Origin of the sequence: Georgenia sp. M64, assembly GCF_038049925.1 — a bacterium.
GTDB lineage: Bacteria > Actinomycetota > Actinomycetes > Actinomycetales > Actinomycetaceae > Georgenia.
On record NZ_CP145809.1, the window covers coordinates 3592206 to 3612761 of the forward strand.

Annotated in this window: 13 protein-coding genes; 10 read left to right on the top strand and 3 right to left on the bottom strand. The window is 64.0% G+C overall.

Going from position 1 to position 20556, the window contains the following annotated elements; all coding sequences use genetic code 11:
* The first annotated feature begins 1131 nt into the window (after positions 1-1131).
* The 8 genes from AAEM63_RS15975 (at position 1132) to AAEM63_RS16010 (ending at position 11434) form a co-directional block, all read left to right on the top strand.
* A complete protein-coding gene (locus AAEM63_RS15975) occupies positions 1132-2427 on the top strand; it encodes a nucleotide sugar dehydrogenase (protein ID WP_341359217.1) in 1296 nt (431 codons plus the stop codon).
* Positions 2424-3032 (top strand): acyltransferase, encoded by a 609-nt coding sequence (locus AAEM63_RS15980; RefSeq protein WP_341359218.1) that lies wholly within the window; start codon positions 2424-2426, stop codon positions 3030-3032. Before AAEM63_RS15975 ends, AAEM63_RS15980 begins: the two co-directional genes overlap by 4 nt.
* Positions 3032-4147, top strand: coding sequence for a DegT/DnrJ/EryC1/StrS family aminotransferase (locus AAEM63_RS15985; protein ID WP_341359219.1), 1116 nt, complete (start codon positions 3032-3034; stop codon positions 4145-4147). The genes AAEM63_RS15980 and AAEM63_RS15985 overlap by 1 nt, the downstream gene beginning before the upstream one ends.
* 1 nt (position 4148) lies before the next feature.
* Complete coding sequence (locus AAEM63_RS15990; RefSeq protein WP_341359220.1) at positions 4149-5198, top strand: Gfo/Idh/MocA family oxidoreductase; 1050 nt, start codon at positions 4149-4151, stop codon at positions 5196-5198.
* A gap of 34 nt (positions 5199-5232) precedes the next feature.
* Entirely contained in the window at positions 5233-6411 is a 1179-nt protein-coding gene (locus AAEM63_RS15995; RefSeq protein WP_341359221.1) for a glycosyltransferase, read from the top strand.
* Positions 6412-6448: 37 nt separating this feature from the next.
* Complete coding sequence (locus AAEM63_RS16000; protein WP_341359222.1) at positions 6449-7741, top strand: glycosyltransferase; 1293 nt, start codon at positions 6449-6451, stop codon at positions 7739-7741.
* Between the two features lie 1348 nt (positions 7742-9089).
* Positions 9090-10289, top strand: a complete 1200-nt coding sequence (locus tag AAEM63_RS16005) for an O-antigen ligase family protein (RefSeq protein WP_341359223.1) — start codon at positions 9090-9092, stop codon at positions 10287-10289.
* Between the two features lie 62 nt (positions 10290-10351).
* Positions 10352-11434 carry a glycosyltransferase family 4 protein gene (locus AAEM63_RS16010; RefSeq protein WP_341359224.1) on the top strand — a complete coding sequence of 361 codons (1083 nt, stop codon included), beginning with the start codon at positions 10352-10354 and terminating at the stop codon, positions 11432-11434.
* A 512-nt stretch (positions 11435-11946) separates the two neighbouring features.
* Here the strand turns inward: AAEM63_RS16010 and AAEM63_RS16015 are convergent.
* Together AAEM63_RS16015 and AAEM63_RS16020 are read right to left on the bottom strand one after the other, a co-directional pair.
* The gene (locus AAEM63_RS16015) at positions 11947-13350 is read right to left on the bottom strand and encodes an IS1380 family transposase (protein WP_123916759.1); all 1404 of its coding nucleotides are present in this window, start codon (positions 13348-13350) and stop codon (positions 11947-11949) included.
* Positions 13351-13473: 123 nt separating this feature from the next.
* Positions 13474-15111: an IS1634 family transposase gene (locus AAEM63_RS16020; RefSeq protein WP_341359225.1), complete on the bottom strand. Its 1638-nt coding sequence runs from the start codon at positions 15109-15111 to the stop codon at positions 13474-13476.
* 660 nt (positions 15112-15771) lie between these two features.
* Here AAEM63_RS16020 and AAEM63_RS16025 point away from each other — a divergent pair.
* Positions 15772-17210, top strand: a protein-coding gene (locus tag AAEM63_RS16025) for an IS3 family transposase (RefSeq protein WP_341361397.1) whose coding sequence is annotated in 2 segments (ribosomal slippage) — positions 15772-16129 and positions 16129-17210 — 1440 coding nt in all. Because the reading frame shifts where the segments join, the coding sequence is not laid out codon by codon here.
* 515 nt (positions 17211-17725) lie between these two features.
* On the opposite strand, the gene AAEM63_RS16030 is transcribed toward AAEM63_RS16025, so the two are convergent.
* On the bottom strand, positions 17726-18088 hold the full coding sequence (locus AAEM63_RS16030; RefSeq protein WP_341359226.1) for a hypothetical protein: 363 nt from the start codon (positions 18086-18088) through the stop codon (positions 17726-17728).
* Positions 18089-19143: 1055 nt separating this feature from the next.
* Between AAEM63_RS16030 and AAEM63_RS16035 the strand changes: the two genes are divergently transcribed.
* The gene (locus tag AAEM63_RS16035) at positions 19144-20358 is read left to right on the top strand and encodes an IS110 family transposase (protein WP_341359227.1); all 1215 of its coding nucleotides are present in this window, start codon (positions 19144-19146) and stop codon (positions 20356-20358) included.
* Positions 20359-20556 lie beyond the last annotated feature (198 nt).

The following is a 20556-nucleotide window of genomic DNA, read 5'->3' on the forward strand; positions in this document are numbered from 1 at the left end:
CGTGTTCTATTCGGAGTCACGACCGGCCTATCTGTGCGGGGATTTTTTACTGGCCAGCACGCATTCCTATCGGAATGTGGCTGGGACGTGTTCCTTACATGTTCACGTGACGGAGATCCAGGCGAGTTTAGCCGTCAGGAAGGTGCGGAGTACCTCGAACTAACCGCTTCACGTAATCCCAATCCAGTTGGTGACGCACGGACTCTTGTCCAACTGATCAAACACATCCGGCGCGTCAAGCCAGACGTTGCGGTCTGGGGGACGCCAAAGGTAGGCATGCTCGGTGCCATCGCATCCACGGTCACACGTACACCCTCGATATACGTTGTACATGGTCTCCGACTTGAAACAGCCCGCAAAGGCCTACCCCAAGCGACACTCCGATTCGCAGAACGTCTCGCGTGCAGCCGTGCAACTACCGTGGTGGCAGTTGGAAACCAACTTCGAGAGCGACTGATTGACCTCGAGATAGCCCCAGCACAAAAGATCTCCGTACTTCAAAATGGCTCAGCCAACGGAATCCAGACAGACGCGGCGAAGGTCTTGCGGCACACAGACAAGGGTTTCGGCGTCGTGGGTTACGTTGGCCGCGTTACGCCGGACAAGGGCCTTTGGGATCTCCTCCATGCGTGGCCGCAGGTCAGGTGTCGACATCCATTGGCACAACTCTGGGTCATTGGTGCGACGGAGAGTGACGCCGAGTCAATTCGCCTTGCCGTAGCCCTAGAGTCGGAAGACGGCATCTCGCTGCTAGGTCACAACACTTCAATGAACGAGCTGTACGGGGAGCTTGACATTCTAGTACTACCGAGTCATCGCGAAGGGTTGCCAAATGTTGTCCTTGAGGCTGCGGTTGCTGGTGTTCCCGCAATCGCGACAGATGCGACTGGAGCGGGCGAGTCGATTATTTCAGGGCGAACGGGGTTGATCGTGGGCATGCGCAGACCGCGCGAGTTGGCTAACGCGATTGACTCACTACTTTCCGATACGGAGTTGCGCCTCAGAATGGGAACAAAGGCCCGAGAATACGTGCTTAACACATACGCCCAGAAACCCCTGTGGTCCTCTTGGGAACGGCTAATTCGATCGACCGGCGAGGTCGGAAATCTTAGTAGTAAGGGGATTTGACCGATGCGTGTGGCTGTGGTTGCTCTCGGAAAGATTGGTCTTCCACTGGCGGTGCAGTTTGCCGAGGCCGGGCACGAGGTGATCGGGGTGGACGTGCAGGAGGCGGTGGTGGACCTGGTTAACGCGGGCGTCGAGCCGTTCCCGGGGGAGAAACACCTGCAGGAAAAGCTTTCGGTGCTCGTCGACGCGGGGCGGCTGCGCGCGACCGCGAAGTACGGTGATGCCATCCCAAGCGCGGACGCAGTGGTTGTTGTGGTGCCGCTCTTCGTGAACGACGAGACGTGGGTGCCGGACTTTACGTGGATGGACGCCGCGACGCGGTCGCTGGCCGAGCACCTCACCGCAGGGACTTTGGTCTCGTACGAAACGACCCTGCCGGTTGGGACCACCCGGACCAGGTGGAAGCCACTGATCGAGGAGATCTCCGGCCTGAATGAGGGAGAAGACTTCCACCTGGTCTTCTCCCCGGAGCGGGTGCTTACCGGGCGCGTGTTCGCTGACCTGCGCCGCTATCCCAAGCTTGTGGGTGGACTGTCCGAGGAGGGCACCGCGCGGGCGGTGGAGTTCTACGAGGCCGTCCTGTCCTTCGATCAGCGTGCAGACCTGGCCCGGCCGAACGGGGTGTGGGACATGGGCACCGCGGAGGCGGCAGAGATGGCGAAGCTCGCCGAGACTACTTACCGGGACGTCAACATCGGGCTGGCGAACCAGTTCGCGCTATTCGCTGACAAGGTCGGAATCGACGTGTATAGAGTAATCGAGGCGTGCAACTCCCAGCCATATTCCCACATCCACCGTCCCGGGATCGCGGTGGGCGGGCACTGCATCCCGGTCTACCCGCGCCTGTACCTGTCCACCGACCCTGACGCGTCGATCGTGCGCACGGCCCGCCAGTCCAACGCGGGCATGCCCGCCCACGTGGTCGCCCGGGCAGCGGAGGTCCTGGGGGACCTCACCGGGCTGCGAGCCCTTGTTCTCGGCGCCTCCTACCGCGGCAGGGTCAAGGAGACGGCGTTCTCCGGTGTCTTCGCCACCGTCGACGCTCTGCGGTCACGCGGGGCAGTCGTGACGGTGCACGACCCGATGTACTCCGACGACGAGCTCGCCGCCCACGGATGGGAGCCTTACCACCTCGGCGAGAACGTCGACCTGGCCATCGTCCAGGCCGACCACCCCGAGTACGCCGCCCTGACCCCCGCCGACCTGCCCGGTGTCCGGCTGCTCTTCGACGGCCGCGGCGTCACCGATGCCGCCCGGTGGATCGGGACCCCGCGCCTAGTCATCGGCGGCGGGCAATGAGTGACGCTGAAGCGACTCGGATCGTGGAGAGCGCGGACGTCTCGTCCAAAGCAGTGATCGGAGCGGGGTCGTCGGTGTGGCACCTGGCTCAGGTGCGTGAGGACGCCGTGCTCGGGGAAGGCTGCGTCGTCGGGCGCGGCGCCTACATCGGAACTGGCGTACGGATGGGCAAGAACTGCAAGGTCCAGAATTACGCACTCGTATACGAGCCGGCCGAGCTCGCCGACGGGGTCTTCATCGGTCCAGCGGTGATTCTGACGAATGACACCTTTCCTCGGGCCGTGAACCCGGACGGGTCGTTGAAGTCGGCCCATGACTGGGAGCCAGTCGGGGTAGCGGTGGGCGAAGGGGCGTCGGTCGGCGCACGGGCGGTGTGCGTCGCTCCGGTACGGATCGGCGCCTGGGCGATGGTCGCGGCCGGCGCGGTGGTGACGAGGGATGTCCCGGCGCACGCCCTGGTGGCCGGCGTGCCAGCACGGCGGATTGGCTGGGTCGGGAAGTCCGGGATCAGGCTTGAACCGGTAGGGGAGAATCGCTGGCGGTGCCCGCAGACGAGGCAGCTGTACGAGACGTTCGAGGACACAATCAGAGAGGTACGGGGCTGATGAAGCTAGAGATGATTCCCGCGGCGAGGCCAATCATCGGGGAGGACGAGCGGGTCGCGGTCGACCGGGTGCTCGCCTCGGGGATGGTGGCCCAGGGTCCGGAGGTGGCGGCCTTCGAGACCGAGTTCGCCGAGTACATTGTGCAGGGGCGGGAGTGTGTGGCGGTGAACTCCGGCACCTCGGGTCTGCACCTGGGGCTCCTCGCGGCCGGAATCGGGCAGGGGGACGAGGTCATCGTGCCCTCGTTCACTTTCGCCGCGACCGCAAACTCCGTTGCACTGACCGGCGCCACGCCGGTGTTCGCGGACATCGAGCCGCACCACTTTTGCTTGTCCCCGGCCGCGGTGCGCGCGGCGGTAACGGAGCGGACAAAGGCGATCATGCCGGTGCACTTGTACGGGCACCCGGCGAACATGCCCGAACTCCTCGCAATCGCCGAGGAGTTCGGGCTGATGGTGTTTGAGGACGCCGCCCAGGCCCACGGCGCCTCCCTGTACGAGCGACGGGTCGGCACATTCGGCGACTTCGGGATGTTCTCGCTGTACCCGACGAAGAACATGACCTCCGGGGAGGGTGGGATGGTCTCCTGCGCCACGCCCGAATTTGCCCGGCGGGTTCGGCTACTGCGCAACCAGGGCATGGACCGCCAGTACGCCAATGAGATAGTCGGGTTGAACAACCGGATGACAGACATCCACGCCGCGATCGGCCGGGTTCAGCTAACTAAGCTCGACGCCTGGACTAAACAGCGTCAGGACAACGCCGCGTTCCTGGACGGCCACCTCCAAGGTGTTACCACCCCGTCGGTCGCGGCGGGTGCTATGCACGTCTACCACCAGTACACGATCCGCATCCCCGGTGCCGCTGGGGCAGAGCGCGACCGAATCGTGACCGCGCTGCGCCAAGAGCACCAGGTCGGATCCGGGGTGTACTATCCAATCCCAAATCACCGCCTTCAGTCCCTGGCCGAGTATGCGCTGGGTCTAGAGCTTCCGGAGACAGAGCGCGCGGCAGCAGAGGTCATCTCGTTGCCGGTCCACCCCTCCCTTAGTACCGGGGACCTCGAGCGGATCGTCTCCGCCGTAAACATCGTCGTGGCGAAGGCAGGTGCCTGACGTGGGCGAAAGCAACGGCGCGCAGCACCCTACGATCCGGGTGGGCCTGATTGGGCTGGGCTCAATGGGCCGCCACCACGCCCGCGTCATACGGGAGACGCCAGGGATGGAGTTAGTCGCGGTCGCCGACCCGGCCGGAGACCGGTTCGGCGTCGCCCGGGAGCTGGCGGTCCTACCCGACGTCCACGCCCTCATCGACGCCGGAATCGACGCAGCGATGGTCGCGGTCCCGACGATCTACCACGAGGACGTCGCGTTATCCCTCGCGGCCGCAGGGGTGCACACAATGGTGGAGAAACCCATCGCGCACACCGCCAAGGCCGGCCAGCGCGTCGCGGACGCCTTCGAGGCCGCGGGTCTAGTTGGCGCGGTCGGCTACGTCGAGCGGTGCAATCCCGCCCTGCTTGAGATGCGCCGCCGGATCGCGGATGGGGAACTGGGCGAGGTTTATCAGATCGCCACCTCCCGACAGGGCCCCTTCCCGGGCCGCATCTCCGACGTTGGGGTGGTCAAGGACCTCGCCACCCACGACGTAGACCTCACTGCGTGGCTAGCCCAGTCCCCGTACCACAGCGTCTCGGCGCAGGTCACCCACCGCTCTGGGCGCGACCACGAAGACATGGTCGTCGCCGTCGGCCGCCTAACCAACGGGGTGATCGTGAACCACCTGGTGAACTGGCTCTCCCCCCGCAAGGAGCGCCAGACCGTTGTCACCGGCGAGCGCGGTGCCCTTGTGGCGAACACTGCGAGCGGCGATTTGACATTCTACGCCAATGGCACCACCGCCACACAATGGGACGCCGTCGCCGCCTTCCGTGGCGTCTCCGAGGGTGACGCCATCCGCTATGCAATCAACAAGCGCGAACCTCTCCGCGTCGAGCAAGAGAACTTCCGGGACACAATTAACGGCAATACCGCCACCACCGTGAGCATGTTCGAGGGCGTCCACACCCTCACCGTCGTCGAAGCCCTTCTCGAGTCGAGCCAGAACCGCGCAATGCCCATCGAACCCGCGACCTACTCTTCGAGGAACCAAGAGGTCTCGCCCTAGCAGGACACTCCCGGGTCAACGCGAGAGACAGAGCATGCCACCCACAACCAACCACAGGACGAGAGTGCACGTACTTCTACTTTCGAACATATTCCCCACGAGCGTTTCCCCTAATGGCGGAACCTTTATCACCGCCCGAATTCGCGCCCTGCGAAACGAGGGTGTTAGGACTACTTCGGTAGCAATTCGTCCCACCCATGTCGGGTCAGCGCGTTTGCTCAGAACGGTCCTTCGTCGGGACAGTACATCGCATCCTCTCGGTGACTTTACTGACTTGCCAGTCCCAGTTGGCCTGCGAGACCTCCTCTCGCTTCGAACGTTCCCGTCGAACCAGATCCTAGAGTCAGCAGCCGACGCGCTCGAAGCCCTCACCAAGGATGGCGATTTTGACCTCGTCCACGCCCACGGAATGTATAGCATTCCCGCAGGCGCCATAGCGCAACGCTTCGCCCGTAGGCGCAATCTACCTTTCGTCATCACGGCCCATGGGAGCGACATCAACCGGCGAATGCCTAAAGCGAGCTCGGCCTACTCTCGCATATTGACGTCCGCCGACAAGACCATTTTCGTCAGCTCCGCCCTCCGCAAGCGCGCCATTCAATTGGGGGCAGATTCGACTAATTCGATTGTCATAAACAATGGCGTAAACCTCGACGTATTCAGCATTAACGATACCCCTCGGGAACGCCATCTGAAACAACCGCTGATCCTATTCGTCGGCAATCTGATCGTCGTAAAGGGTGCAGACCGTCTGCCGCCTATTTTTCGTGCCATCAGGGCAGATATACCAAATGCCAGTTTCGCCGTCGTTGGCGACGGACCGTTGAGAAGCCGGCTCGAAACAGAAATGGCCGACCTCCCCGTAGAATTTGCAGGAGCCGTACCACAAGCGGAGGTGGCACGACACTTGGCGAGCGCCGACCTTCTGGTGATGCCCAGTCGCAGCGAGGGATACCCTTGCACCATCCTTGAGAGCTATGCCTGCGGAACCCCCGTGATAGCCACTAGTGTCGGCGGGGTGCCAGAAGCGATACACAACACAAATTATTTGGTGAACGACTCTGGGTCACTTCCAGCGCAGTTCGCGTCGCTCGCCCGCGACGTGTTGCACAGCCCTTCGCCGTACGAAGACCTGCAAAGTTACGCCCGCGCGCGTAGTTGGACCGCAATCGCGCGCCAAGAACTCTCAGTGTATCAAGATCTCGTCGAGTAATGCCCCCTCTCATCCAACCGACCGCCAGGACCTTTCAGTGCGCATACTTATTATTTCGTACCACTACCCTCCTGCTAAAGCGATTGGCGGCGCCCGCGTAGAGGGGTTCGCAAGATCACTGCTAGATGCGGGCCACGATGTCCGAGTTGTCACTGCCGGGCCGTCCGAACCTTCCGACGAGCGTGCCACCGCAATTCCACCTGAGAAAGTGTTCCGAGCTGCCCACTTGCGAAGAAGTAGCCGAGCGCAGACCGTTGCCGATGACCCCGGCGGGAACCCCTCCAAACGTACATCTTCGGCCCCTTTTCGGAAGGCACTGAAGCGCTGGCTTTATCGACTCTATCAACGCGCAATTGCCGTCCCCGACACAGCGGTAGATTGGGCACTCTCAGCTCGAGCGCTCGGTCGCAACATCACCCGCAACTGGAAGCCCGACATAATATTGGTCTCAGGCCCCCCCTTCTCGGCAATAGCCGCCGCAGTCTCGCTCAAGCGACTCACGCGAGCGGCATTGGTGGTCGACTATAGAGATCCCTGGACCCTTGGTGCGTACTATCCATTTGGCGCAGTGAGACGTACTTTCGATCGACAAATAGAACTCTTCCTGGGCGCACATTTTGACGCCATAACGACAGTTTCGTCACCGATAGCTGAACTACTTCACGACCTTCACGGCTTACGGGCGTCTGTTATTTTGAACGGGTACGATGAAGGTGCTGATTCGTTCCCGAGAGAATCCGAAGCGCAGGGACCACTGAGCTCAGCTCGGCTGAACATCCTGTACGTTGGCAACGCCCTATACGCAGGTAGGCGCGACCCTTCACCACTGTTCCTTGCAGCCCGAGAACTTCAACTATCGCCTGACGATGTCAGGATTCATTTCCTCGGCACCGATAGCGATACAGTTCTGCGTTTCCCGGGAGCCCGAGACATAGAGGATCTTCTCGTCTTCCACCCGCCAGTAAGCCATCAAGACTCTCTGGCATTCCAACGACGTGCCGATTTGCTATTGCTGCTCCTATGGAACAATCCGGCCGAGCGCGGCGTCTACAGTGGAAAACTTTTCGAGTATATTGGCTCTGGGAGGCCGGTGCTGCTTATTGGCTATCAAAGGGGTGTCGCGGCAGCTCTGGTTGAACAGGAGCGCTTTGGCTTCGTGACGACCGACAAAGACAGCGTCATAAGAGTGCTCCGCCGCGTCCTCGACGGACCCCAACTTCATTTCCCCGATTCTACAAATGAGCGGAGGAAGAAATACTCCCGCGACAAGCAGAACAAGGCCCTTATCCAACTCGTGACCTCTCTGCACTCAAATAGGCATGCGCAGTAGTCATGAATAGACTTTGGCGGTTCCTGACACATAACACCACTATTCGGAACCTTGGACACGTTTCGGCAGGGAATCTGCTAGCGCAAATACTCGCACTATTGACGGTACCCTTACTGACGCGACTTTACGCACCAGTAGATTACGGCGCCGCTACGCTATACACGGCCATCGTTACCATAGGCGCCGTGGCAGCCACCGCCCGGTATGAGCGCGCAATACCCCTCATCGAGAGCGGGGTACCCGGGGACGAAGAAGTCAACGCGGTGGCACAGTTGGCCGCTCGCGTACTTTTCATCTCATCTGGGTTACTCTTCGTGCTCCTAACATCATTGGTACTGACCGGACACAACCCGTGGGACGATTCACTAGGACAACTTGCGCTTCTCCTACCTCTAGGTGTCACGTTCGCAGGCGGGTTCCAGATCCTGAACTTTCTGGCTATTCGCGATAATGCCTTTCGCGAGATGGGCCAAGCGACGGGTATACGTGCCGTGGTGGCATACGCGGTTCAGTTAGCTCTTGGCCTCATCGCTCCAACACGCTTCAGCCTTGTGGCTGGATCGACCTTAGGGGACGTGGCCTCCACGGTTCGCCTCCTTCGAATGCGACCACGGCTCACAACGCGACTTAACCTGCGGCAACTTGCACCCCACGCGCGTAAACATGCTCGCTTTCCAAAGTTTGAGATGCCGTTTGCACTTGCTAACGCCATCTCGTGGTCGGGCGTTGTCATACTGTTGGAGATCTTCTATTCTACTTCGGAGGTGGGGGCATACGGCGTGGCGTACCGCGTGCTCGCCTTACCCGCCGCTGTCTTCGGAGCGGCCGTCGGGCACGTTTATCTCCGAAAGGCCGCGCTCTTGCGACCACAAGGTGAAGCAGCTTGGGCGCTATACCTGAGAACGCTCCGTTGGATGCTGGTAAGCTCAGTGCCGCTTTTTGTTCTTCTGGCAGTTATTGCCCCCCGAGCCCTTCCTGCCCTCCTCGGTCCAGCCTGGTCGGACGTAGGCGCCTATGTATTAGCGCTCGCCCCGGTAATCTGGGCACGCTTCATCGGGAGTCCGCTGACCGGCGTGTACTCCGTGTATGGGCACCAGCGAATGCTGTTCTTATGGCAATTGGTAAGCCTTGGTGTCACATTGGGTACACTCCTTACCGCAAGCCAGCTCGGTATGGCAGCGCCTACGGCCTTGACGCTCTTTGCCGTCGCGGGAGTCGGTACATACGCACTAATGGGGGTCGGCTCCGCATGGATCGTAAAGAGCAACACGCCTTGACTTCGTTGACGTCATCGGCTAAGTATTGGGGCGGGATTCCAGCCACGGCGCTGCCGCGGGATGTGAGCGAAATGCTTGCACTCGCTTATATTGGCGCAATTCCCTTCGCCATCTATCCGTCCGCCCTTGGTCGTTCTCTTGTAGCCATTTTCTCCGCGCCATTCATGATCGTATGGACGTTAGAGAAACTTCGATCACAGGAACTCGTTCGCGTACGACCATTTCCGATGGCTCTCATCGGACTCTTTTGTGGCTGGGCAGCATTGACGGGCTTTTGGGCTTCCACTGAAGCTCCCGTCTTGTCGGCGGTGCTTTCATTGATGTGGAGTGCAGCGACGACGGTGGCTATAGCTGATGTTCTATCTCGGCTCTGGCTATCTGCACTGGTCAGCTTGAGTGCGGGCGCTATGCTACTTTCCACGATTGTGTTGATTTCCCCTCAAACGATTAGCGGGAGAGCCAACCTCGGCGGAATTGACGAGAACCTGACCTCGTTCGTCCTCAGTGTCGGGGCTGGCGCCGGACTCTTCTTGTTTCAAGCCGTCAAGAGTCGACTAGGTCGCTGGATTGCGGGCGCGGGGCTGCTTCTCATAGGGCTCGCCGTCTTGTACACAGGGTCGCGGACCGGAGTGGTCGCAACAGGATTAATGGCCGTTGCAACCGCGCTGTTTGCCGTATCGAGCGGTTCCGGACGTGGCATTCGAGCAGCGCTGGCGCTTTTCGCGGCCCTGACACTTATCGGCTCACTCGCCAGTTCTTACGACTTGATGCCGCGCCGTATACAGCAGTTCCTAGGTGGCGAAGCGGACGGCATAAACGATTCTGGACGCGGCGAGATTTCAGATCTATTTCTTCGAACCGTAGACAGGTGGTTCATCGCGGGCGTCGGATACAGTTCTGACGCGCACTATTTGGCAGGTACCGAAGGAATATACCGTAACGCGCATGGCATTTTCTGGAAGACTTGGGTGGAGCTGGGCATCATCGGTGTCCTCATACTCAGTGCCATAGTGGGCGCCGCTGTGATTTCTAGCTTTCAGTTGCCGAGTCGCCGGGCGGTCTGGCTGATGATGATAACATTGACTTGTTTTGGCCTAACTCTAGGCGGACTGTCGGTTGACGCTTTCTGGCTCGTCGTGTCTTTTGCCATTGCATGTCCGAGCGGGCACTCAGCATCTGTTTATGCTAGCGACCGGACCAACTTTCCCTCAACCAGCAGACGACATTTTGGATCCACGCGCGAGCAGATGCCGTCCGATTCATGTCTTTAGGCATCGGCAGTGTGTGTGCCGAGTAATTGAGACTCGTACCCGACTTAAGCGGAGGCATCATTATGGCTCAGAGAAGCATTGCTTCCATCAGCCTGGAGCCGGTTCGGGCCGGATCTGCGGCGGAAATCCATCTCGCAGAAGTCGCACGCGGACTCGAGGAAAGCGGCTGGCGGGTCGTTCGCTCGTGGCAGAAGTCAACTCGCTCGAATAAGCTCCGAGCGTTCGAGCTGATAGCATTCCAGTTTCGTTCTGTGCGCATTTTTCGGCATGTAGATATCTTGTATTTTCGGTGGCACGTTCTTGGATTGATCATGTACGCGTGCGCTATTGCGATGCGAAAGCCCTACGTTCTGGAAGTCAACGGAACTGCGGACGACATCGTGCTCAATCATCCGAGTCTCAACATTTTCTCACCGTGGTTGCGGCGCGCTACCCGTTGGCAGATTCGGCATGCGGCGCACGTTGTGGCCGTAGCGCCCGGCTTGGCCGACTGGGTCGACCTTAATAGCGGCGGCCGGGTTCCAGTAACGTTCTTGCCCAACGGAGCGCCGGACGCCATCGTCGGCTTACGTAGCGCCCCAGAATCTCCGCCTTACGTTGTCTTTGTCGGTGAACTGGCGGAATGGCAGGGGGTGGATACTCTCATCGAGGCACGGCGGAGCACGCTCTGGCCAAGTGAGCTCGAACTCGTCATTGTTGGCTCCGGACGGCTCTCTCCGCTCGTGGAGAAGGCTGGCGGCGACGGGATAATCAGTTATTGTGGTCGCCTGGACCGAGATGCCGCCAATAGTGCGATGGCACGCGCCACCGTAAGTGTTAGCCCACAGACGCGCCGAGTAGCGCGTAATCTCTTGGGCGTAACCCCGCTAAAGGTTGCCGAGAGTCTCATGCTCGGCGTCCCGACGGTAGTCTCCGACCTCCCGGGCCAGGCAGAGATCGTCAGAGACGCACCCCATTGCAGAGTCTTCGAAGCTGACGACCCATCATCTCTTGCGCGTGAGATCAAGGCCGCGTCACATGCGTCGCTTCAGGAGAGGGACGAGATCGCCCAGTACGGCATGGAGCGCTTGTCTTGGCGCGGGATTTCTCGGTCCATTTCGGAACTATGCGAGACCGTTCACCTCTCGCGGAGGATTGTGCCGTAGCGCGCACGATAGTATCGCGGTGACTGAATGCCATATGTGATCGCGGCCCGTGGCGGTGTGTGATTTGGTCAACGGGCTGTAGGTCCGAACCTGGGGTCGCTTAGGGCTGAATTCTCCGAATATGTTGCCCTACGTCGCCATTGTGTATATTTTGCGGGCGCGCTGGCGAGGCAGCGGCTGCGCCCGACGAGCCCGACCGCGAGGCGGGCCCTCGATGGCTTCGCGTTGGTGGTGGAAGACCGGCCGGGCGCGCAGGGCTTGGTCATCCGGAACGATTGGGCGACCTGCCGCAGGTCGTGGCAAGTCGCGATGACCGCAGCACCGGTCATCGTCTCGACGGGCGGGTTGACCACCTGAGTTGGCTCATTCGCTTAGCCTCGATCCACCGATGGTCCGCGGCTCGCTCGTTGATGCGGTCGGGACGGCGGTGGTGGTTCTCGGGCGTGGGGTGGTTGCCGGTCTGCCCGGCTTTTCCACTGATGGTCCTCGGTCGTGGGGCGATGGGTCGGGGTTCAGGTGACCCGGGCGCTGCGCGGGAGGACGGCGTCGTAGAGCGTTGTCCAGGCGCTCTGCCAGGGCCAGGCGGTGGGCAGGTGCAGCCGTAGCCGCCGGGCGGAGGTCGCGATCCGGGCGGGGACGTTGATCAGCTTGCGGCGGATCGTCTCGGTCGTTGCCCGGACCAGCGACGGTGCCCTGGTCACCGTGGCGGCGGCGCGGGTGAGGTTGAAGGCCATGACGGCACAGACGAGCCAGGCGGCGTTGGCGGCGAAGACACCGGAGGGCAGGTGTGCCAGGGCGGAGGCCTTGAGGTCGGCGTGGACGTTCTCGATGATCGCGTGGGCCCGGTGGGTCTGGTCAGCGGCGACCGCGCCGAGCGCCTCGGGTGCCGTGGTGGTGAAGAAGGCGTGGAAGCGCCAGGTCTCGAACAGCGTCTCCTGGCCCTGACCCTGCTTGGGGTTCAGGTCGGGGATGCGCCGGACCACGAGCCGGCCGGGGACCTGCTCGGCCTTCTTCTTCGAGGAGAACGCGGTGAACGGGACCTCAGCGACCTCGGCGCGTGAGTTCCATACCCCGGTGGTCTCGTCGTAGATGGCATCGGTGTACCGGATCGCGGTCCACGCATCGGCGTCGATCGTGGCGATGGCGCGTTTGACGGCCGGGTCCATCCGCGCGGTGATCGAGACCTGCGCGCCGGCCTTGAGCGCCGCGGTGACCAGAGTGTGGGAGTAGAACGCCGAGTCGGCCCGCACCAGCACACCACGGCCGGCCAGCCGGCTGCGGCGGATCAGCGCCAAGGTGTCGGTCGCCAGCCGGGCCGCCCCGCGCGGGGAACCCACCGACCCTTTGCGGAGCCGCTGGGCGGCGATCACCGGTGCGACCTGATCGGTGGAGACGGTGGCAAGCAGGGCGTTGAGCCCTCGCACGCCGGAGTACCCGAACGCCGCCCCCTGCTTGGCGTAGCCGTGGACCTCAACGATGGTGTCGTCGATGTCGACCATCACCATCCCCGCGTCCGCCGCGCCGCCGAGCAGGGTGGTGTGCTCGGCCAGGGCGAGGAAGAACCGTGAGGCGACCGCGTCGACCTGGCGGACGTGGCCGAAGGTGAACGAGCGCAGGAACGAGCCCAGCGTCGAGGGGGCGTAGGCACCGGAGAAGACCTTGCCCATGCCGCCGTGGCGCAGCAGGGCCATGTCGTCGATGCTGTCCGCGCCGGCGGCCATGCCCGCGACCAGCGAGGACAGCTTCAGGCCGGCGTTGGCGCCCTTGTCCGTGGGCACGCTCAGCCGCTCGTCGGCCAACTCCCGCAGTCCCGCCCGACGGGCCAGGGCCATCACCGGGACCAGGCCGGCGGCCGACACGAGGTTGGGCTCATCGAACGTCGCGGACACGACCGGACGGGTGTGAGAAAGTTGCATCTACGAGATGCCCTTCTTGAACTGGCGATACGGACCTTCGACAAGTCGTATCTTCCCAGCTCAGAGGGGCATTCTCGCGTTCCCGCGCCTACCCGTAACAGTCAGCCCTCGGTGGATCGAGGCTTAGTGCGTGAGTTGCCCGCTGTGGATCGCGTCGAGGATGGCTTGCTGCTCGGTGGGGATGGCGGGGGCGAAGGTCTGGGTGGCGCCGTTGATCGCGATCGTGGCGGAGCGCAGCGGCCGGAGCTGGCGGATGACGTTGCGGATGGCCAGGCTGGTGCGGGCTTGGACCTCGCGGGAGACCGCCAGTGCGGTGAACACGATGGTCAGGTGGGCCTCGATCGCGTCGCGGGTGCGGTGGAACATGGGGCGGGCGCGTAGGTCGGTCTTGCTCATCCGGAAGGACTGCTCCACGTGCCACAGGTCGTGGTAGGAGCCGATGACCTCACCCGCCGGCATCACTGGCGCGGGGATGTTGGTGACGTAGCCCTTGAGCCCGACCAGTCGCCGGGCCCGTGCCAGGGCGGTCTCGTCCAGGCGGTGCCCGTCGCCGCTGGTCTTGACGAATCGCGGGGTGCGGGCGGCCTTCTCCCCGGCGATGACCGCGCGGGCCCGGTTCTCCTGGAGGGTGAGCGTCTTGTTGTCCCTCGCCGCGCGTTTGGCGGAGTAGGCCCAGACCGCCCGCCACGAGCCAGGGTGAAGGTCGCGGTCCCAGACCGGCTCGGCCCGATGAGCCGGGTCGTTCTCGTTGCGCCGCCCGGTCCTGGGGGTGAGGGTGTCGATGACCTGCCCGTCGGCGAAGGCGTCACCGTGCCAGCGGAAGTGCGAGGCCAGGTCCAGCGGTGCCTTGGTCACCCGGGAGCCGACGATGAACCGCAGGTTCGCCTCGTCTAGCTCGCGCAGGTTGGTCGCGGAGAGCATGCCGGCGTCGGCGACGACGACCATGTCCTCGATGTCGTGACGGGTCTGGAACTGCTTGACGATCGGGATGATCGTGGCGGTCTCTGCCTTGTTGCCCTCGTAGCAGCCGATCTCGAGGGGGAAGCCGTGCCGGTCGACCAGGAGCCCGACGACGATCTGGGGGTCGACGCGGCGTTCCTTGGAGTAGCCGACCTTGCGCAGGTCGTCCTCCTTCTCGGCCTCGAAGTACAACGTGGTCACGTCGTAGAGCACCAGGGAGACGTCACCGCTGCTCACGGCGTGCTCGAAGCACAAGGTGGCGATCTGGTCGCGATACGACCCGCCGACCGCGGCGCGGGCGAGGGTGCGTTTCATCGTGGCGTAGCTGGCCGGGACCCGGCCCAGGTCCGTCAGCACTCGCCCGGTGTCCAGCAGCGAGGTCGGCTCCACGATCCGGGCGATGACCAGGTCGCGGAACACCGCATCGCCGACCGTGTCGAACCCCAGCGCGGTGAACACCTCGGCAAGGGCGTCGAACAGCAGCCGCGAGTCCGTCGAGATGACCCGGCCCGGGCCGTCCCGGCCCCGGTCCGGCGCCGCCTGCGGCGCGTGGAACAGCTCGGCCTCGCGAACTGGTGGGGCCAGCGGTGTCACCGGCGGCGTCGGCTCGATCCCGAGATCGAGCACCCCCTGGGCGGGGTTCGCCAGCAGCTCACGGGCCTGCTCCAGCAGGACACCGAGCTCGGCCTCGGTGTGTGCTGAACCGACATGCCTCACGATGCGCTGACGCCCGTCGGCGTACTCCGCGATCTGCACCGCCGTCGCACCCGACGCCGTGCGCACCCGCCTGATAAACGCCACCCCGCGAGGCTAGAGCGCACCCGCTTAGTGCGTGAAACCGCACTAAACCAACAACATCGCAGCAGGTCAGGGCCCTACTGCCCCTCGGGACGCCCACCCGTGAGCCAAGTCAGGTCGATGGCTTCGCGTTGGTGGTGGAAGACCGGCCGGGCGCGCAGGGCTTGGTCATCCGGAACGATTGGGCGACCTGCCGCAGGTCGTGGCAAGTCGCGATGACCGCAGCACCGGTCATCGTCTCGACGGGCGGGTTGACCACGTAGCCTGCAGCCCGGCGAGTAGACGGGGCCCGGGTCGATGATGGCTTCCGACCTCCACAGGCGATGGTGGGCTGTCCGGTGATTACGCTCATCAGGGCCGCTGGTCTGGTCCGAACTGGAGCACTTAGTCAATGGGAATCCTCAGGCTGCGTCGCGAAGACCGCATCGGGGCGACGGCGGTGTAGATCGGGGACAAGCGCCCTGGGGTGCGCCGGGTCGTAGAGGATCTGGCGTCCGCGCATGACGAACTCGAGCTGGCCGTGCTGGGCGAGGCGCATCTCCTCGTGAGTGCCAACATCCGCGCGCCTCGGGAGCCCTCTGTGCCAACCTGGAGTAAGACACCCGGACAGTCCGGATCGGTGTCGTAGAGGGCGGGGAGGAGTTCCCCAGGATGAGTACGACCATGACGGCGCCGCCGGTTGCGGGGCAGTCTGTGACGATGGACGAGATCCCGGACCCGCAGGTGCCGGAGAAGGCACAGCGGCGGACCTACACGGCGAAGTACAAGGCCGAGGTCCTGGCTGAGTACGAGGCCTGCGACCGGGAGGGCAAGGGAGCGCTGTTGCGCCGGGAAGGTCTATACACCTCCCTGATCAGCGCCTGGCGCGACCAGCGCGACCGCGGCGCCCTCGAAGCTCTCGGGCGCTCCTCGGGTGCTCCGCCGGCCACTGCCGCGGAGAGGGAGGCGGCCCGGCTGCGCAAGGAGAACGAGAAACTCGCCGGCGAGCTCGAGACGGCCCGGAAGGTCATCGAGATCCAGGGAAAACTCTCGGCTCTGTTGGACCAGCTCTCGACCGACAGCAGCAAGAACAACGACGAGCGATGATCGACGAGACGATCACCGAGCTCACGCCCCTGGTGGGAGTCCGGGCCGCCTGCCAGGCGGTAGGACGCTCCCGGGCGACCCACTACCGCCACCACCGCACCACCGCGGTACCGCCGCGCCCGCGGCGCGAGCCGGCCCGCCAGCCCCGCGCCCTGACCGTGGCGGAGGAGCAGGAAGTGCTCAGCGTGCTGCGCTCGGAAAGGTTCGTGGACATGGCCCCGGCCGAGATCCACGCGGTCCTGCTGGACGAGGGCACCTACCTGTGCTCGGTCTCGACGATGTACCGCCTGCTCCGCCGCCACGGCGAGGTACGGGAACGGCGCCGGCAGGCCACCCACCCGGCCCGGGTCAAACCCGAGCTCGTGGCCGACGCCCCGAACCGGGTGTGGTCGTGGGACATCACCAAGCTGCACGGCCCAGCGAAGTGGACCTATTACTACCTGTACTCCATCATCGACATCTTCTCCCGGTACACCGTGGGCTGGATGGTCGCCACGAGAGAGTCCGCACCGCTGGCCGAGCGGCTGCTGATGGAGACCATCAACAAGCAGGGCGTCGACCGCGGCCGGCTCAGCATCCACGCCGACAACGGCTCCTCGATGGCCTCCAAACCGGTCGCGTTCCTCCTGGCCGACCTGGGCGTGACGAAGTCGCACAGCCGCCCGCACGTCTCCAACGACAACCCCTACTCCGAGGCCCAGTTCAAGACCCTGAAGTACCGCCCGGAGTTTCCCCGCCAGTTCGGCTCGATCGAGGACGCCCGCGCGTTCTGCGCCGAGTTCTACAACTGGTACAACACCGAGCACCGCCACTCCGGGATCGGCATGCATCGGCCCATCGACGTCCACCACGGCCGGGCCGCCACCGTCCAGGACCACCGCACCCAGGTCCTGACCGGCGCCTACGCCGCCCACCCCGAACGCTTCGTCCGCCACCCGCCCGCCCCACTGGCCCTGCCCGAGACAGCATGGATCAACCGGCCCGCCCCGACAGAGACGGCAAACTCAACGAATTAAGACCGCTACTGGCTCAAACAGGTTGACAGGTTCCGGAGCGGCCTAACCCGAAAATTCAGGTGAGCCGGCCGGTTGAGGTGCTTGGGCGGGGCCGTCAGGCGGCCATTTCGAGGATGACCTTGTAGCCGAGGTTCTCCAGGTCGTGGACGTGGTTTCTGATGCGTCGGTTGTGGCTGACGTGGATGTCGTAGAAATCCGGACCGAGGTCGGTGAACCGGGCTTGCGGGTCGCTGAGCAGGTGCCAGATGATGGTCAGGAAGGGCCGACCGCGACGATCGCCCGTTTCTTCCCGCGTCGGCGGGCGATGCGCCGGTACCGCTTGCGAGGAAGGTGTTCGTCTTCCCGGCGTCGACGGCGGCCTGGCCCAGGACGCGGGCGAGGTAGTGGTTGCCGTGCCCGGTGGCCCCGTTGCCCTTCTTCTTCCCGGCCGACTCGCTGATCCCCGGGGCGAGTGGGCCCAGGAGGCTAGGTGCGCCGGGGGGAAGCGGGTCATGTCCAGGCCGAGATCGGCGATGCTAGCCTCGGCGGCGACGAGCCGGAGACCCGGGGATCTCATCGATGTGCTGGACCGCCCGGGCGAAAGGGACGAGCTGCTCACCGAGCTGGGCCTCCATGGCGGCGATGTCGGCATTGATCGCGTCGATACGCCCGAGCATGGTCCGCAGCAGGAAGGCGTGGTGGTCGTTGAACCGGCCCTCGAAGGCCTGACGCAACTTCGCGGACTTCTTGCACATGCGCCCCCACGCCAAGTCGGCCAGCATCTCCGGGTCACACTCGCCGGCGACCAGCGCGGCCATCCTCTTGCGCCCTGAGACTCCGAAGATGTCCGAGATGACGCTCGAAAGCTTGATCTGGGCGTCCTCCAGCAACGTCTCCACCCGCTGCGCCTCCGCCGTGCGGGCCTGGACTAGGTCGACCCGGTACTTGGTCAGGTCACGCAGCTACCGCACCGGGGCAGGCGGCACGAAGCTCGGGCCGAGCATCTGCCGTTCGGCAACCTTGCACAGCCACACCGCGTCCAGCCGGTCGGTGTTCGGGTGTCCGGGCAGGTGCTTGACGTCCTTGGCGTTGACCAGCCAGGTCTCGAACCCGGCCGCCTCCAGGACGTAGAACGGGGGTTTCCAGTAGTCGCTGGGTCGCCTCCATCACCATCCGCGTCACCCCCAGACCGGTCCGCCAGTCCGCCAGGGTCAGCAGGTCCGCCGTCCTCGTGGCGACCGTGCGGACCTCCTGCAATCCGCCGCCGGTGCGGGCCCAGCAACCGCGCGCAGCACACCACCTCGCCGTTGCCGATGTCCAGCGCCGCGACGCGCTCGACGATCTGCTCCTCGTCCGTTGCGACCTCCATGACCGTCTACACCTCCCCGTGTCAGGTTCCCGACAGGAGTGGCCATCCGTAGGAGCTGAAAGGGCAAAGAGGAATCTAACCCTCGTGCTCGAAGCAACAGTGACGGCCCCACAACCCAGCTCCCGGCGCCCGACTAACACACGGCCTCGATCGGACCACGGAGCAACGGCGTCGACGGGCGACCACCGCCCCATATCAGCCCGTGACGGGCCGCCACGCCAGGGACGAAGAATGACTAATACCCCACGAAGGAAACACGCCGCCTTCGTCGGCTTCGTCTCGTCCGAGTTCTCCTCTGGGCAGTCCGTGTCCAAGGCTCGATCACCAAGACCGGCAACACCCACGAGGCCGCCTGGCACCACCGCGCCCGCTAAGCCTCGATCCGTAAGTTCGTAGGTGGCCCGGGAGGGCTGGGTGTGGCTGAGCCTTGATCGCCCTTGATGGCTCCGATGGATTGGCCGCCCGGTTCCTCCTGGGGCGCCTTGACTTGCTGATTGAGATGCGCGTCCTGGTCGCTGTTTACGGATCTGTCGGCGGGGTGTTCCTTCGGGCCATGGCATTGCTCGTGTCTCGGAGGAGGAGTTGATGAAGCAACGGATCGCGCTCGGGTGGGCTGGTATCGACGTCGGCAAGGGGCATCACTGGATCTGCCTGATCGACGAGGCCGGCACCACAGTCTGGTCGACGAAGGTGGTCAACGACGAGGCCGCCATCCTCGACGCGATCGCCGGCGTCCTTGGCCACGCCGACGAGGTCGTCTGGGGAGTAGACGTCACGGGAACCATGTCGGGACTGCTGCTGGCACTGCTGGCAGCCCACGGTCAACGGGTGAGATACGTCCCCGGCCGCACGGTGAACCAGATGGCCAGCGCCTACCGCGGTGAGGCCAAGACCGACGCCCGCGACGCCTACGTCATCGCCGAGACCCTTCGACACCGCGGCGATCTACAGGACGTCGAGGTCGCCACCTCGCTGGTGACCGAGCTGCGGCTGCTGGTGACCCATCGCACCGACCTGGTCGGTGACCGGGTCCGCATGGTCAACCGGCTCCGCGACGTGCTCAGCGGCTACTTCCCTGCGCTGGAGCGGTCCTTCGACTATGCCCATAGCCGGGGTGCGCTGGTCCTGCTGACGGGCTACCAGACGCCGCATGCGATCCGCCGGACGGGTCAGTCGCGGTTGCGGGCATGGCTGGTCAAGCGGAAGGTCCGCAGCGCCGACCAGATCGCTGCAGCTGCGCTGGGTGCGGCCAAGGCCCAGCAGACCGTCGTGCCCGGGCAGGATGTCGCGGCCAGCATCGTGGCCGACCTCGCCGCTCAACTCCTGGCGATCGGCGCGCGGATCTCCGACCTCGAGGCCCGGATCACCACCACCTTCCGCACGCACCCCCAGGCCGAGATCATCGAGTCGCTGCCCGGCATGGGACCGATCCTCGGTGCCGAGCTGGTAGCCGCCGCAGGGGACCTTGCCGCCTATGCGAACGCCGGCAGGCTCGCCTCGGCTGCCGGGCTTGTCCCGGTCCCGCGGGACTCCGGCAGGCGCACCGGGAACCTGCACCGGCCAATGCGCTACTCGCGCAAGCTGCGCAGGGTGTTCTACCTCTCCGCCTCAGCCGCCATGATGCGCCAGGGCCCCAACCGCGACTACTACCTCAAGAAACGCGGACAAGGCCACGGGCACGTCCAAGCGCTCATCGCCCTGGTGCGCCGACGCGTCGACGTCCTATGGGCCCTGCTCCGCGACAACCGACCCTTCGAACTCGCCCCACCCTCGCGAGAACCGATGGCCCAAACGGCTTGACAAAGTCATTGAGAATCCACCGACGGGCGGTGGCACGCTCGTTGGTCTCGGTCGGTGCGGGGGCGGTGGTTCTCACGCGTGAGGTGAGGGGCAGCCCCCCGAGCTCGGCTCGCGACCTCACCACCGACCGTGTGGCACCCCATATCGTCTAGCGGACCCCCGGCGGGCTTACAGTTGTGGCATCAGCGCGTCCCGAGC